This is a genomic window from Sporomusa aerivorans (assembly GCF_041428895.1).
GTDB classification, from domain to species: domain Bacteria; phylum Bacillota; class Negativicutes; order Sporomusales; family Sporomusaceae; genus Sporomusa; species Sporomusa aerivorans.
Window position 1 is genome coordinate 3,776,089 of sequence record NZ_CP156926.1, and the last position, 14,640, is coordinate 3,790,728.

Annotated in this window: 15 protein-coding genes; 1 reads left to right on the plus strand and 14 read right to left on the minus strand. The window is 41.7% G+C overall.

Features of this window, described 5'->3' with window-relative positions; genetic code table 11:
- Window positions 1-680: 680 nt before the first annotated feature.
- From SATMO3_RS18055 to SATMO3_RS18100, 10 genes are all read right to left on the minus strand, one after another.
- A complete protein-coding gene (locus tag SATMO3_RS18055) occupies window positions 681-1,442 on the minus strand; it encodes a DUF169 domain-containing protein (protein WP_371371132.1) in 762 nt (253 codons plus the stop codon).
- Between the two features lie 42 nt (window positions 1,443-1,484).
- Window positions 1,485-2,156 (minus strand): methionine ABC transporter permease, encoded by a 672-nt coding sequence (locus SATMO3_RS18060; protein ID WP_371371133.1) that lies wholly within the window; start codon window positions 2,154-2,156, stop codon window positions 1,485-1,487.
- Complete coding sequence (locus SATMO3_RS18065; protein ID WP_371371134.1) at window positions 2,156-3,160, minus strand: methionine ABC transporter ATP-binding protein; 1,005 nt, start codon at window positions 3,158-3,160, stop codon at window positions 2,156-2,158. The genes SATMO3_RS18060 and SATMO3_RS18065 overlap by 1 nt, the downstream gene beginning before the upstream one ends.
- Before the next feature lie 108 nt (window positions 3,161-3,268).
- Complete coding sequence (locus SATMO3_RS18070) at window positions 3,269-4,102, minus strand: MetQ/NlpA family ABC transporter substrate-binding protein (RefSeq protein ID WP_371371135.1); 834 nt, start codon at window positions 4,100-4,102, stop codon at window positions 3,269-3,271.
- A 222-nt stretch (window positions 4,103-4,324) separates the two neighbouring features.
- A complete protein-coding gene (locus SATMO3_RS18075; RefSeq protein ID WP_371371136.1) occupies window positions 4,325-4,636 on the minus strand; it encodes a hypothetical protein in 312 nt (103 codons plus the stop codon).
- Window positions 4,637-5,920: 1,284 nt separating this feature from the next.
- A complete protein-coding gene (locus tag SATMO3_RS18080; RefSeq protein WP_371371137.1) occupies window positions 5,921-7,078 on the minus strand; it encodes an alpha/beta fold hydrolase in 1,158 nt (385 codons plus the stop codon).
- Window positions 7,079-7,914: 836 nt separating this feature from the next.
- The gene (locus tag SATMO3_RS18085; RefSeq protein WP_371371138.1) at window positions 7,915-8,877 is read right to left on the minus strand and encodes an aldo/keto reductase; all 963 of its coding nucleotides are present in this window, start codon (window positions 8,875-8,877) and stop codon (window positions 7,915-7,917) included.
- Between the two features lie 235 nt (window positions 8,878-9,112).
- Window positions 9,113-9,532, minus strand: coding sequence for a MerR family transcriptional regulator (locus SATMO3_RS18090; protein ID WP_371371139.1), 420 nt, complete (start codon window positions 9,530-9,532; stop codon window positions 9,113-9,115).
- A gap of 22 nt (window positions 9,533-9,554) precedes the next feature.
- A complete protein-coding gene (locus tag SATMO3_RS18095; protein ID WP_371371140.1) occupies window positions 9,555-9,956 on the minus strand; it encodes a MerR family transcriptional regulator in 402 nt (133 codons plus the stop codon).
- A 100-nt stretch (window positions 9,957-10,056) separates the two neighbouring features.
- Window positions 10,057-10,443: a hypothetical protein gene (locus tag SATMO3_RS18100; RefSeq protein WP_371371141.1), complete on the minus strand. Its 387-nt coding sequence runs from the start codon at window positions 10,441-10,443 to the stop codon at window positions 10,057-10,059.
- A gap of 532 nt (window positions 10,444-10,975) precedes the next feature.
- Here SATMO3_RS18100 and SATMO3_RS18105 point away from each other — a divergent pair.
- The gene (locus tag SATMO3_RS18105) at window positions 10,976-12,166 is read left to right on the plus strand and encodes an aldo/keto reductase (protein WP_371371142.1); all 1,191 of its coding nucleotides are present in this window, start codon (window positions 10,976-10,978) and stop codon (window positions 12,164-12,166) included.
- 144 nt (window positions 12,167-12,310) lie between these two features.
- Here the strand turns inward: SATMO3_RS18105 and SATMO3_RS18110 are convergent, their stop codons facing one another.
- The 4 genes from SATMO3_RS18110 to SATMO3_RS18125 form a co-directional block, all read right to left on the minus strand.
- Window positions 12,311-12,532, minus strand: a complete 222-nt coding sequence (locus SATMO3_RS18110; RefSeq protein WP_371371143.1) for a hypothetical protein — start codon at window positions 12,530-12,532, stop codon at window positions 12,311-12,313.
- Window positions 12,533-12,570: 38 nt separating this feature from the next.
- On the minus strand, window positions 12,571-13,035 hold the full coding sequence (locus SATMO3_RS18115) for a carboxymuconolactone decarboxylase family protein (RefSeq protein ID WP_371371144.1): 465 nt from the start codon (window positions 13,033-13,035) through the stop codon (window positions 12,571-12,573).
- A 55-nt stretch (window positions 13,036-13,090) separates the two neighbouring features.
- A complete protein-coding gene (locus tag SATMO3_RS18120) occupies window positions 13,091-13,588 on the minus strand; it encodes a cupin domain-containing protein (RefSeq protein WP_371371145.1) in 498 nt (165 codons plus the stop codon).
- Window positions 13,589-13,787: 199 nt separating this feature from the next.
- The gene (locus tag SATMO3_RS18125) at window positions 13,788-14,459 is read right to left on the minus strand and encodes a flavodoxin (RefSeq protein ID WP_371371146.1); all 672 of its coding nucleotides are present in this window, start codon (window positions 14,457-14,459) and stop codon (window positions 13,788-13,790) included.
- Window positions 14,460-14,640 lie beyond the last annotated feature (181 nt).

Genomic DNA, 14,640 nt, shown 5'->3' on the forward strand with positions numbered 1-14,640 from the left:
TATGATTTATTTTACTTTCGCACAATCTAACATCCACTGTCATAAAGTTAAGTATATAATTTATATGGATAAAATTGGGGAAACAAGTGATATTATGTAATAATTTGACGGTTAGCAGACATGTTCGCTCATCACTATCCACCTCCATATACATAATATCAGAACATATGTTTAGTATGTTTTTTGCTAACTTGAATGGAAATAGAGCCGACTAAGATGGTCATCAAAACCACCCTAGCCGGCGTTTCCTTTCCCACTCCATCTCCATACCATCAAGCAAGCTAACAATCACTTGCTCCCTGCCAACTACTATTATTTTCTCTATCAAGGCAAAGAAAAAACGAGGACAGGGGTAAATGTTTCTAAAAATATACCCATCCCCGTATTTTCCCTGCAGCCATTTTCTTCATGCTCTGCTTTAACTGATACCAAAATAGCCAAAAGCCGGACTACTGTACCCGGCTTTAATGCCACCTTTTCTCCAAATGATGTTTTCTAACTACGTCAAAGGAAACATATACCATATTTCCCCACAGCCATCAAACCCAGTTCGCGCCTGGTTTCACGGGCTGTGTTTTTTTCAGCCAAACGCACACTCCACGTGTGTTTTGTTAGAAAGGTAATACTAATCGCGAAAATAACGTTTCGTGTAAAGATGCCCCCCCTTTTAGGGAACATTTCTAACGGTAATAATTAAAATCGTACTTAATTTTCAATTCACCGATTCCGTTTGCGAGAAGCTTTTTTTCTATAACCTCTTTTTTTTGATTATTCTCCATTATATTCACTGTGTTCATAATACCATCTACAATTTTAGTGAAAAGGCCAATTGGAAAACCGACAGCAAGTTCATGATCACTCCAGCCGGCTTGATGCCGTGTTCCAATACAAAGCAAAGAAGCATTAATATCATTGCTTAAATAGGGGTAAGCTGTTGACTCAGAACAAACAGCTTGGTTGCCAGTCATTTTAAAGTTCGATTGCATGCCATTATAATAAGAGTACCCCTGTACGATTCTCATAATATTATAAGGGGTAGAAACGATAATCACGACATCCGGCTCACTATCATAGTCTTCTAATGGTTTAACCATAATGCCGAAGGCTTGATGGTCACAGTAACTCATTCCATCCCGCGTTCGCTTCGCTGTGGGCATATCGTTATATAACCCCAGTTTTTTTCCGTTTTGACCTGACCGGTGGTAAGCGTCTATCTCTTTTAATCCTAATGCCCTAGCTCCTGCCAAACAAGCAAGGTTATTGCCAATGGCTTTCGTTGCCCTGCCTTGGGTTGCCAAACGAACCATGACGCAATAATTAATCGGTTCCGTAATTGTCTTCGCAGCGGCAAGCTGATACTCCTCCTCCGTATGAAGAAACTTAACCCCGACAGCTTTTCTCTCCAAATCCAAAGCGCAGTTCAGTCTGATGATGGTTTCCATATACAATTCCCTATTCAAAAAAATCACCTCAGCTTGTAAAAATCATATTTTTTTGTACAAGTAATCACCTGTAATTTGAATGATATAGACTAGAATCAAAAGAATGATTACCGCTGTATAAAGTACCATATCATTAAAGCTTTGATAGCCATAATTTAGCGCTACAGCACCTAACCCGCCAGCTCCGACTGCTCCGGCCATTGTTGTGGCCGAAAGATAAGTAATTGTTGCCAGTGTAGTACCAGAAACGATGGAAGGCACCGATTCCTTTACAATTACTCTGAAAATAATTTGGCGATCTGAAGCACCGAAAGAACGGGCCGCTTCAACCAATTGCCTGTCAACTTGCAGAAAGGCATTTTCCAATATTCGCGCTAAAAAAGGAGTTGCAGCAAGGGTTAAGGGCAGAATAGCCGCTTCTTCGCCAATCGTTGTCCCAACCACTATCCGAGTAATTGGAGATATGGCAACAATAAGAATGATGATCGGAAAAGAACGAATGGAATTAACAAAAAAGTTGAGAATGCGATAGATTGTCTTGTTTGGTTTCAGTCCATCCGGATGAGTAATATACAAGGCAACGGCTAATAAAAAGCCAAAAATAAAAGCAAGAATCATGGTTGCTACAAGCATACGTAGCGTCGAAAATATGGAAGGACCTATTATTCCATCAAAATAGCGCCACAGATTTGCCCAAGACATACTATCGAACATCAATATTCCTCCTCGGCCAAGGCTTGCTCAGCACACTCAAGGGGCAATAATACTTGCCAGGGCACCCGATGGGCATTCAAAAATTCAGTTACCCCGGTATAGTCTTCATCATTTACATTTATAGTTAGCGAACCAAGCACGCTGTCTCGAAAACGCTCCATTTCCCCACCCATGAACAGAAAATCGATTTGCAAATTCCGGGCCATTTCTGTAATAAGCGGTTTCTGTGCTACTTCCTGCGATAAGGAAATTTTTATGTTTATTCCAGTATGGGGCAATATCTGATCTTTCCGGCCGATTAAATTGATTAGTGCCTTAGGTTGTCGCAGAAAAATTTCTACTACGCTGCCACTCTCCGCAATTTTGCCATTTTCCAAAATCGAAATGTCTTCGCAAGATCGTCTAAGCACAGACATTTGATGGGTAACGACAACAATAGTAATTCCCATCTGCTTGTTAATTGTATCAAGCAGCGAAATAATGGAGTTAGCTGTTTGCGGATCCAGCGCAGAGGTGGCTTCATCGCACAATAATATTCTAGGATTCATGGCAAGAGCACGCGCAATAGCAACCCGCTGTTTCTGCCCTCCGGATAGTTGTGCAGGAAAAGCGTGGATTTTATCGTGAATCCCCACTACTTCCACGAGCTCTTTAACCTTTCTGTCGATGTGAGTCTGATTGTAATTCCAGCATTTCATGGGTAAAGCGATATTCTCATATACATTCAAACGACTTAAAAGTGAAAACTGCTGAAAGATCATACCAATATCCTTTTTGAATTCCCGGGCTGCCTTTGCTGATAACGAGCTTACTTCAATACTGTCAACAGTCAACGATCCTTCGTCATAGCTTTCCAATCCATTGATACAACGGAGCAGTGTGGATTTCCCCGCTCCACTGCGCCCAACCAGGCCATAGATTTTACCTTTTCCGATATGTAGATTAATATCATTAAGCACAGTCTGCTCAGCAAAGCATTTTTTCAAATGCTTGATCGAGATCAAATTGATCACCCTTTTCCATTTCTGCTGTCCTCAGAAAAAAGCAAAAGCAACAAATATTTGCTGCTTTTTACTTTTTACTGAGGACATATTAAAGTTTTTACATGATGATTATAACAGAACCAAAGCTCCATTGTAGAGTTCGTTGAATTTGGCTTTTATACTCTCGGATTTCAGGATATCCATTGCATCCTTAACCCAGGGTGCTTGAGCATTCTTGGCATCAATCGTTAAACCGACTGGGAAATTTACCGTTGTTTTATCTTCGGCAAGGAAAGAATTCGGATCAATGCCTGCTTGCTTAGCACGAATCGCCGGGCAAATCACGGCTCCAGCATCACTAATGCTTCTAGCCGTTGTTGAAATCTCAGTCTCTAAGAACTTAATTTGTTTTGGATTTTCTTTTATATCGAGAATCGTATAAAACTTTTCTTTTTTCTCTCCTAAAGTAACTAAATTCAGTTGTTGAAGCATTAATAAGCTAGTTTCAATATTGGTAGGATCATTGGGGATGGCAATCTGAATACCTTTAGGAAACTCGTCGATGTTTTTATACTTGGAAGAATACATTGCGGTGCGATAATAAAACAGGTACGGCTGCATCATTTCGAGTTTTGAATTATTTTGCTGGTTAAAAGTTTTAATCCAGGGAAGATGATTATGGATAAAACCATCAATATTGCCATCTTTTGTTGCCGTAGCCGGCATATTATTGGCATCAAACAGCACAAGTTCTACGTTATATCCCTTTTTGACAAGCTCATCTTTTAAAACAACCATAAAAGGCTGTAAGGTAACTAATGTGCCTAACTTAATGGATTTTGCATTGGACATTGCTGGCTGATTTGATTGATTCGCCTGCTTGTCACCTGAACAACCTGCAATTGAGAAGATTAAAATAAGAGCTAACATCAAGGAAAACACTTGATAAATTTTTTTTTGCAAAACAAAATCCTCCTTATTTCATATCCCTTTACTTCTTATAGTATCTATAATAATTATAGCAAAATGATTTCAAAAGTCATAATAAAATTTAATTTTTGTTATTGATTTTATCGATAACTTCCTTTCCCGCATAATACAGCATCTAAAATGTTCGAGATATTGCTTTTATTGGACATATAGTCATCTATTTACGATCTTATCATCTACAATAAATACAAAAATTCACTTGCGCAGGTCAGGACCACCCGATGCGGATTCCGCATAGCGGGTGGGGAGCTGAGGAAGCAACTTGTCGAGTGCATGGCGTAATGCTTCCCTTGCTTCCCGCGCTTCGATGGAGTCAGTAAGCTCTTCACAGGTAGCTGCCAGCTGAACGCCTAACTCCGCCAATGCGTCAATCGAATTATGCCGACGACTTTCCTGTCGTTCGCTGTTTTGGTTTTCCTTGTCAATTCCAATCAGCACTTTGCCGATTACTTCCGGTACTTCAATCTCCACCATCTCTCCTATCACGAATCCATACTTGATTTTCATTCATCGCTCCACTCCTTTTAGGCATAAAAAAAATGGCCGGATGAAGCTAATTGAAATTAGCTTCATCCGGCCATTTAGTAACTCAAGCGGTTTAAACTACTGGCTCCGTTGCTCAGTATACATGGTATTTTAATGTTAAAAATTATTGCGGACATTTTAGAATCAGTAATGGTGTTGCATACTAGTCATAGGTAAAGTGTTAGTTAGTCGCTTTCTCCATAAAACAAAGAAGACGAAAAAGATTAGCTTTTTCCGGCTTCTTTTTGAATTGCCGAAACTAAAGCATCAACATCTGCTTTTTCTGGCAACGCTTTGCTGTTTTTATAGTAAATATCGAATCGATCTAAGTTACTTAGCACGCCTTTCATAAGTCCATATAAGTAAGTTCTGTTATATGAGTTAGATCACACACAATCGCATTATATTTAGGCATCCAAATCCACTTATTTTCATCAACCTGCCGAATGAATACTTGAAATGGAATCCCCGCCTTACCTATTTCCTGAATTGTGGCTTTGGTTGCATTCTCTATGGCATACAAAATTTGCTCTTCGGTCGGGTATCGAAAGTAAAGGAAGTAAAGTTTTCATAGAATATATTAAAATAGTCCATTGTCCAAACTAAATTATGGGTTATTGCGTTTCCAAGGAATTCGAGGATCAGATTTTTGTCGCAGATATATCCCCTTGAAACAGCTTATGCCATTTGAATGCGCCGCATAAATCTCGAAAATATAGCCGAAAAGAGTCTTGTGGAATCGCAATCATAAGTGGCCTCCTTCAGTAATCTTAAAATCTATTGCCGCGTACTGTTTTGCCTTGCAACGCACGTAGCTTTTAAATCCATAACGTATTGGAGTAAATTGGGGAATACTTCCATTCTCTTCCTACTAGAATCATATAGAAGGTCTGCTTTTCAGGAAATAAGCTAAGCGTCTTAATTAATACTTTAAGTTTGCCAGTTATAGGGTAACTCTGGCTAGTTTCAATATCGCTCCAATACAGTATGGACAAATTCATTTTTTTGCCAGGGCTTTAAGTTTGATTCCTTTTTAGGCACTTAGCTTTGAAAAAGTCGCCAAATCGTTTTCTCTACACTGATTTATCACTTCTTTTTGTAAAGAGAATGCATATACATTTTTGCACGCTAGGCATCCTTTAACTTGGATTGTAGCAGGACATTATTACAAGAACAACGACGCTCCATCATACGTTGTACAAATTATCTGCAAAGGAGTCCTGCTCTCAGGCCCAGTCCTTGCTTTATTCTCAAAGGGTATGGGCTTTAAATCGCCTTTTTTCCCGGTCCACTGTGAGGATTATTGCGCCCGTCTAGACCTTTGCTTTTCAGAAATTTAGTCAAATAATCGGCAATCTCGACGTTATTCAAATCAGCAAATGGAAAATGAGTATTGCCATGGATACCAAATTCCGGAAGCTCAACGAGTACAGCATCTCCGCCATGGCGGTTCACAGCCTCCACAAACTGTTTTGCTCTCTCAATATCCATTCGCCAGAGTTCGACTCCGTAGATTGAACTTGGAGTTTTGGCAATATTATCACCAAAAACCACCAGGATCGGCATCTTGGTTAGCTTTAAAAAGTCTTCTTTGGGGACTAATTGTGGTGCTTGAGACTTCTTCAGTAAATCATTATCAGTAGCAATATCAACAGGGGGCTCGTCCTCTGGAAAAGCAAAAGCTCCAGGCTCGTAAGCTACTATAGCTTTAATTAATTCTGGTTGCTTCATAGCTGTAGCCCAACCATACTGTCCGCTGCGAGAATGAGTAATGAGAATGCCAGGGCCGATTTGACGGAAAAGGTCCACCATTGTATCAGCCATAAAGTCCCTATGCTCAACACTAGGAGAAGGTTCATCGCCTGTATTAGGTGTCTGTTGGCGCAGAAACTGTTCTATTGAAGCTGCATCTTGAGGAAATTGCACTCCCGGGAAAAAAGTAGGACCGTTTGGAGGATTCCAAGTACCAAGCCGGAAAACACTCCATGCAGCGCTCTCCCGTGCAGTTGTAGGAATAGCATTTGGATCTGCAAAGGTAGCTTGTGTTCGTCCGGCACGTCCGCGGCGAGGCTGATCAATAATATAAACAGACCAATCTTGGCGGGGCAAAATCTGCATAAATCCTTCACGACCATCGGGAGTAGTTTCCCATGTCCTGCCAGACTGTCCTAGACCATGCCACATGACAAGCGGATACGTTCGGGAATTTTTCGGAATGAAATACTGGGCATAACCATGATCACCATGAAAAGTTTCACCATCGTTGTCTGAGCTTACTGTTCCACCAAAGTATAAACTTCCCATGGTTTTTAGTACAATGGGCTGCTGCCCTTTATTGCCAGTCTCTTTAGCCAAAGATGTACTAGCCAAAAGCAAAATAAGCAGAAACGATAATAAAAGTGTTGATTTTTTTAACGGTTTCATCTTTCCTTCATCCTTTCATCTTAATTCAGAAACTACTAGTTTCTTTGATTTTTTATAATTAATTTCTTGTCTGTGCGATATAGCAACCAGGAAAAACTCATTTTAACTTATGAAGCCAGAAAGAAAAAAACTCTATCTCATTTGCACAAACGAGACTACTCTTTGAAATGGACGAAACTCTCCTGACGCCCCTGCACCGGTATAATAAGCGGCAACTTTCTTTGTAAAATCTGCATATAGAGCTGTAGGCATCATACTTGGCGGGTGCAGTTTCAATTTACCAGGGACGTCTCATCAACTTGTCCGGTCTTCTGCCGCAAATGTCCGGTTTCCAAAAATCGTTTAGTCAAACTCAGGTCAATTCCAGAGGCTCCTCCTGTTATCAAAATCATATTTCCTGTAAGGCGCATAGATCCCCCTTCGCTTGCAATCAAATTTTTCATTGTTCTTTTCTAAGGCAGAGATTATCTTTTGCTTTGCATTGTTCCTATGTACAAAGGATACAAAATCATTTGCTCTTCGGCCGAGTTTCCACGTCAAAACATTCGGATTGCCAGCAAATCCATGTTCATTATAATGATGAAACATCGTCAACAATGTATTAATTTGATAGTCTCTCCTATTACTCCATGCTATTTTAATTGTGCTGCCCCAGTTCAACTGGAGTTGTTTGAGCTTTGACTTCACGGCCAAAATTCTGTTTAAAAAACGACTAACATATACGTTCAATACTTCCAACTGGAACTATTGCAAATACCACCTTATGGGTTTGAGTAAATTCCATAGTTTTGGATTTCCTTTATTTGTTGCGTCCAGTTTGACAAACCGCCCCTCAATCATTCATATAACTTTGCTATATCTTCATCTGTGCGGTTACCATGAATTTCTATCTTTGTAAGCTCAAATTCAATTGCATTATATTCTTCTTCAGAAAGTATTTCATCACAAGCTCCAAGATTCTCCTTAAACCGCTCAACCTTTCGCATACCTGGAATCGGAACGATAAAATCTTTTTTATAGAGCATCCACGCTAAGGAAATCTGTGCCGGTGTTACATCCTTCTGAACAGCAAAGTGATTTAATAAATCCAACAATGGTTGGTTTGCTTCCACATTTTCTTTCTGATACCGGGTGATTACACGCCGAACATCATCTCCTACATACTTGCTGTTTTGCGTATATTTACCACTCAAAAAGCCGCTTGCCAACGGAGAGAAGGGTACAAATCCGATTCCCAGTTCTTCACAAGCAGGAATGACATCCTTTTCAAACATGCGCTCCATCATGGAATATTCGCTCTGAATGGCAGTAAGAGACGTGACCGCATTAGCTCGCCGGATTTCCTCTACGGTAGCCTGCGACTGACCCCAACCGCGAATCTTGCCTTCCTGTATCAGTTCGCCCATGCATTCCGCTACTTCTTCCACTGGAATGCTCTTATTGACCCGGTGTTGATAGTACAAATCAACATAATCTGTTTGTAGCCGCTTTAGCGATGCATTCAGATGTTCTCTGATTACCTCGCGAACGCTTTTATCGTTATGATCAGGAATATGCAGTTTTGTTGCCAATACAACATCGCTCCGAACCGACTTCAAAGCCTCGCCAACAAGCTCCTCATTGTGGCCAGCTCCGTAAGCCTCTGCCGTATCAAAAAATGTGCAGCCCATATCATAGGCAGTTCGGATCAATGTGATCGAATCTGCACGCTCCGGCACCAGGCCATAACCGTGACTGAATCCCATGCAGCCAAGCCCTACTGCTGTAACTTCAATATCTCTAAGCATTCTCTTCTTCATAAAAAAGACATCTCCATTTCATATTCTATTTACAAGTTCCTAATTAGTACTTTGCAGATTTTCCTCTTCAGTTATTGATAACCGCGTTAACCCAAATCCAAATTTTTTCATTCATACCGCATTGAAATGTTTCCTGTGATACAGCTACTATACCTTCGTGTAACTCGAAATCGAGTTTTTTGGGTAAAAGAGGAAGTTGAATGTATACTGTAAAGAAGTGGCCAAGTTGCTAGACCTAACCGAATATACAGCCCAAAAGATTAGCTCCAATTCTGTGTTTTTGCTGTGTTATATCTTTCTCAATTGTTGATTGGCCAAATATTTTAATTTTATAATCCAGGCGTTCCAACGTTTTCTTTATATCTTCCATCCTCGTCATGAGCAGATTGCGCTGCTCGATAAGTAGTTTTTTTCTTGCCTCAAGGGTTTCTTCCTCGCCCTGTTGCAGCAACGCAACATACTCAACTAATACTTCAACCGAAAGACCTGCGCCGCGCATGCATTTGATAAATTCGACCCACCTGCAGTCTTGGTCCGTATAAACCCTGCTTCCGCTTTTATTGCGTTTCACACGGGGAATCAGTCCAACGCGTTCATAATAGCGAAGCGTATCTTGCGAAATATCAAACTTTTGACTTATTTCTGCAATCAACATATGGTTTCACCTCGTTCTTCTTTTATATTTCTGTTTTTTTGATTTCGTGAATCAGATAATCCAGTTGATCTAATGATTGCTGCTTGTCGTGAATATCATCCAGCAGCTTATATCTCTGTTTTCTCAATATACGGATTTGTTCATATTTTGTTGTTGCTCTGCTATCAAGCAACTTCACGAACTCTTTCAAAACGTTAAGCTCCAACCCCGCGTCCAACAAAAAGTGAATCAAGCCAATGCGGCGAAAATCTGCATTCTTATAATTAGAAGAACCATCTTGGAGCTTTTCGCTTTCCAATAAGCCGTTCTGCTCGTAATACTGTAATTTTTCCATACTGACGGGAAAATGTTTGCTTGCCTCGTTTGTGTTCATCCTTCTTCTTTCCTTAATAAAAAATGTAAGTGCTATTGGGCTTTGCAGCATAAGCTATCCTTCCCAACTTCACTTACATGTTATGATAAATCTAGACCTTTAATATGTCTAATACCTTCTTTTCATGGTCAATCAATGCTTAAAAGGCATTTCACATGTTTCTTTTGCGCAGCAAACATAACAGATAATATGTTATGCTAACATAACAGCCTACAATTGCCAAATGGTCCAGTAGGAACCCCCACAGGGAAGGCTCTTCACCCCACCCCACGAAAAAACTCTGCATAAGAAGCTTCTCTCCGATGTTATTCGTAAAGGATGCATAGACGCCATAAGCAATAACAACGATGGAACGTCTAATACTCTGCCTGCCTTTGAAGAAGACAACATACCAGCGCCAATTCAGCACATTATGGAAAATAAACAGAAAAGCAAGAACCACCCCGCCGATTTCATGGAAGGCATTTCCCATGAAACGATAATTCATGTTCAACAGCAGAAGTACCATCATTGCTACATTCAATATATTTCTAATCAAAATTTCGTCCCCCAGTTCATTTCTAGATCCTGCAAAAGCGCTAATTTTCCGACGGTTCTTTTGAACTTCATCGATAAATCAGTGCAATGTCATCTCATCATAATCTGATTCACATCATAACACAGGCTATCTACTGAAATATCTGAGATCTGTGAAGCTCCTTAATAGTCATAAAAATTCTCCATAGTTAAATTACCTTTCTATCTTCTTCTAAATAGAAGCTTATCATCTTGAGTTAACTTAAAGTCAAGCTTTTTTCGGGCGTTAGATTTTCTCCTGGCTTGAAATTGACTCAAAGGGAAATGTCTTATGTAAGAACAGACAATAACATTACTGTTTAAAGTGAACCTATCTAGAAAAACACCGAAGCCATATATATATGTCTCCGGTGTTTAAAATTTTCTCAAGAAAAGCTTGACCTCGAGTTAGCTCCAATTGATACATTATTCTATATTTAGAAAAGAAAGAGAGGTATATCATCATAAAACGTCGTGATTTTATCAAAACCATGGGAGCCGGAGCCGTAGGTCTCATGCTGCTCGGCGGTTGCAATTTTAAATCGCCTTCATCGACTGTTCCCTCAGACAAGCCATCAACCAACGACCAAAATGCGCCGGATTTCTCCAGTACGGTTGAATATCGTACCCTGCGTGCTGGAGTAAAACTCAGCACTATAGGTCTCGGGGTAAGTTCCATGCATGAGTCTTCTGCAGCTCAGATCGAAAGAATGATCGCTTATGCTTCAGAACAAGGCATCAATCATATTGATACCGTCATGTCGAACTTTGGGCCGGCGCAAGCTATGGGCCGTGCACTGAAGGGACGGCGTGACAAGATGATGACGATGATGCATATTGGCGCCATATATCCGCGCCAGGTCTGCACGAGGACACGCGATCTAAAAGAGGTACAACAGGGTTTCGAGCAGCAGCTCCAGGGCTTCGACACAGACTACAGCGATATTGGGCTCATCCATTACGTAGACCAGGCCGATGATTTTGAGAGGGTAATTTCCGGCGGCACCCTGAATTACGCCCAGAAGCTCAAGCAGAATGGAACCATCCGTTATCTCGGCTTTTCTTCGCATTCGGTGGATATCTCCCGCCGCTTTCTCGAAACCGGCCTCATTGACATCTTTATGTTTAGCCTCAACCCCGCTTATGACTTTGTTCCGGTTGATGGCAAGCTGAAGCTGTCCGAAGAACGACGGTTGCTCTATCAGGAAGCGGAAAAACGCGGTGCCGGCATCACCGTCATGAAAGTGTATGGCGGCGGACGCCTGTTAAACAACAGTTCTTCACCCTTCGGGCGCGCTATGTCCGTGCCGCAGTGCATCCAGTATGCATTAGACCGCCCGGCCGTTGTCTCCTGCCTGCCCGGCGTGCGTAATATGGATGACCTCACCAGTGTCCTCACTTATTATAAAAGCTCGCCGGCGGAACGCGACTACGCCTTTATCGCCGGTACACCACATCAGGACATGAAGGGCGTCTGCATTTATTGCAATCACTGTCAGCCGTGTCCTTATGGCATCGATATCGCCGCGGTCAATAAATATCTTGACCTTGCCCAAGCCGGCGACGAACTCGCTAAAGACCATTATTTCAAATTGAGGCGAACAGCCAGAGACTGTACGTACTGCGGCCAATGTGTACCGCGCTGCCCGTTCCAGGTGGATATACTCGAACGCATGCGCACAGCAAATACATTCTTCGGTCGCTGAACTTCACCAACAGGAGCGTTCTGGATTTTCGAAGCCGGTTCACTCATTTGGTTCTGAAAGTCTGAAAAGCAAAAATGCCCATGCAGCAAGTTTTAGTCCTGCTGTATGGGCATTTTCGTTTAATAGAGATACATATCAAGATGCTTATTTTGCTCTGTTACGCATAACCCTAGCTAACACTTCATCCGCATTATCGGCTTCTTGTTTGCCAATTCTGTCCTCAAGAACGGATATTAAACTTTTCATCTGCGCCTCAGTCAGCCCGGTATTAAATCCCATGTTAAAATGACTCTGCAGTTGGGAATTGACGCCCGCCATACTTGCCAGAGCGGCTATGGTTGCAATCTCCCGGCTCTGGAAGTCCAAATTGTCGCGGCCGAAGAGGTCCCCAAATAGATGTCCCTTTAAAAACTCATCAATGGCGGGGGCGAATGTGAAAACTGCCCCCTGGCAGGTGCTCCTATCAGGCCTGTCTGAACTTCTGTTCCGAGTTCGATTCTACTTTTGTTGGTAGGTAAGGGGCTTGCTTCCTTACCCATTTCGTCTTGAATGCCTTTCGCTTTCCGTTCTTCCATGACGCTCATAAAGGTAGTGATTCCGTTCAGGCTGCGCGGGAAGCCGCAATAGGCGTACATCTGCACGAGGACTTCTTTGATTTCATTAACAGTCAACCCAGCATCCAATCCCTCGTTCAAAGCCGTTTTTAATTTTGGCAAATCACCTCTGGCAGTAAATGCCGCAATGGTGACAATACCCTGTTGCCTCGCGTCCAAGCCTTGATCATTTATGGATTTTGCCTCTGAAATAGTTGTTAGGCTAAATACAGTGATGAAAACCCCCAATAGAATTGTCGTGATTTTTCTATTCATGCTATTTCCCCTTTACTTGATATTTTTAAATTCCGAAATAGCTGATATGTACCACTCATTTGCCATTGTATTGCCCGTCAGTAACCTTCTCCATCCATTCAACGTTTTTGTCATCAAGAGTTCCTGTGAGTGCAACATGCGTCATTGCTGTGGTTGGTGAAGCCCCATGCCAGTGTTTAACGCCAGGCGGGCACCAGACTACATCGCCCGCCTTGACCTCCATAATCGGCCCACCCCACTCCTGTGTCCGGCCAACGCCGGCGGTAACGATCAAATGCTGCCCTGTTGGATGGGTGTGCCATGCGGTTCGGGCTCCTGGCTCGAACGTAACATTACCACCAGAGAAATGTGCTGAATCGTTTGCGGGGAATAGGGGGTCAATGCGTACATTACCGGTAAAATATTCGGTCGGGGCTTTTCTGGAAGGCTGCGAACCGGCTCGAGTAATTGTTTGCGAATCTTTGTTTACCTCAGCAGCGAGTGCTTTGCCTGTGAAAGTACTCACAGAAACAAGCAGAGAAAGCGACAGGATTATTGCTGTTAGTCGTCTCATTTTTTTCTCTCCTTTTAATTTAGTGTTTTAAAGTTGAAAAACCAGTAAAGTCATCTCACCTCCATATCGTTTCGCTGCACACTACAACAACCATATACATTTTTTACTCAGGGTTGTATCTTTGTTTTTGTTATTGTACAACCTGGACTTAACACAAGGTCAAGAAAAAAAGTGAAAAATTTTGTTGAAACCCCATATCTCAAGTGCGGGTTAATGAAAACATCCCGATATTATGCAGCCAGTTATCCACTGCATGCTTCTGATTTCCTACATTACTGCCTGATGTTTCAAAGCCATCCAAAATTGTTGCCTTCGGGGCAAGCTCAGTCAAATGCTGTATGCTATTTCCAAAGCCCCCTCCGCCGTGAGTACAGAAAGGAATGATGGTTTTACCGGAAAAATCGTATTGTTCTAAAAAAGTGTAAACCGGTTTAGGCATGTCGCTGCCCCAGTTGGGAAAACCAACGAAAATCACGTTGTAGGCTTCCATATTTTCAACTTTCGCAGTTAGGGCAGGCCGGGCATCTACGGCTCGTTCTTGTCTAAATCGTGCAACCACAGCATCGTAGTTTTCGGGATATGGGTTTACTGGTGTAATTTCATAAATATCGCCACCGACGTCTTCATGGATATACTTGGCAATTTGCCGTGTGTTGCCAGAATGCGAAAAATAGGCTACAAGAATTTTATTTGTTGATCCCCCCTTAGCCGGGCTGCTCTCGGCAACCGGAATGCGGCTCGTTGTCTCCGCCGGCTCAGGCGTAGCTTTAAATCCAGCATTTGCTGTACCGTTATTAGCGTTCGTACTACAGCCTGCAATCAAAAAAAACATTAGGATGGAAGCTAAACAGATACAAATATGTTTTCTCATGGGGTTCCTCTCCTTTTGTTTATTAAATAAATTAAAAGTAGCATTTGGACTTAACACCAAGTCAAGCCAAAATTAAAAATACATGTCCTCAATCGAACATGTATTTTTAATTACACACTTATTCTTTTGTGGCTTGCCTCTATTCTGGCTCCACAATCGTCAAATTACAACTTAGAGCAAC